Here is a 226-nt window from a genome sequence, read left to right as displayed (position 1 = left end):
CATAGTTCCAAGAGATGATTGAGCCACGGAATATCCCACACTCCCCACAAAAAGATCGGCAGAACAAAAAATGCCAATGTAACCAGAACACTGATAAAGGAGGACGTTCCAAGTGCCGAAGCAGCCAGAGCAAAACCGATCAGCATCATAATGGCCCCCAGTCCCAGGCTGATCAGAATTAAAAGTGCTTTCCAGTATGGTAATGCAAACGGCGCCATACCGATCA

General features: G+C 47.3%; 1 protein-coding gene. It reads right to left on the bottom strand.

The window, feature by feature from the left end:
- On the bottom strand, nt 1-226 hold a 226-nt coding region (locus HJY11_RS13910), incomplete at both ends, for a hypothetical protein (RefSeq protein ID WP_208076492.1).

Origin of the sequence: Bittarella massiliensis (ex Durand et al. 2017), from assembly GCF_017566145.1 — a bacterium.
In the GTDB taxonomy this organism is placed as follows: Bacteria; Bacillota; Clostridia; order Oscillospirales; family Ruminococcaceae; genus Bittarella; species Bittarella massiliensis_A.
Note: the sequence above shows the minus strand (reverse complement) of the source record. Positions and strands in the feature narration are given on the sequence as shown.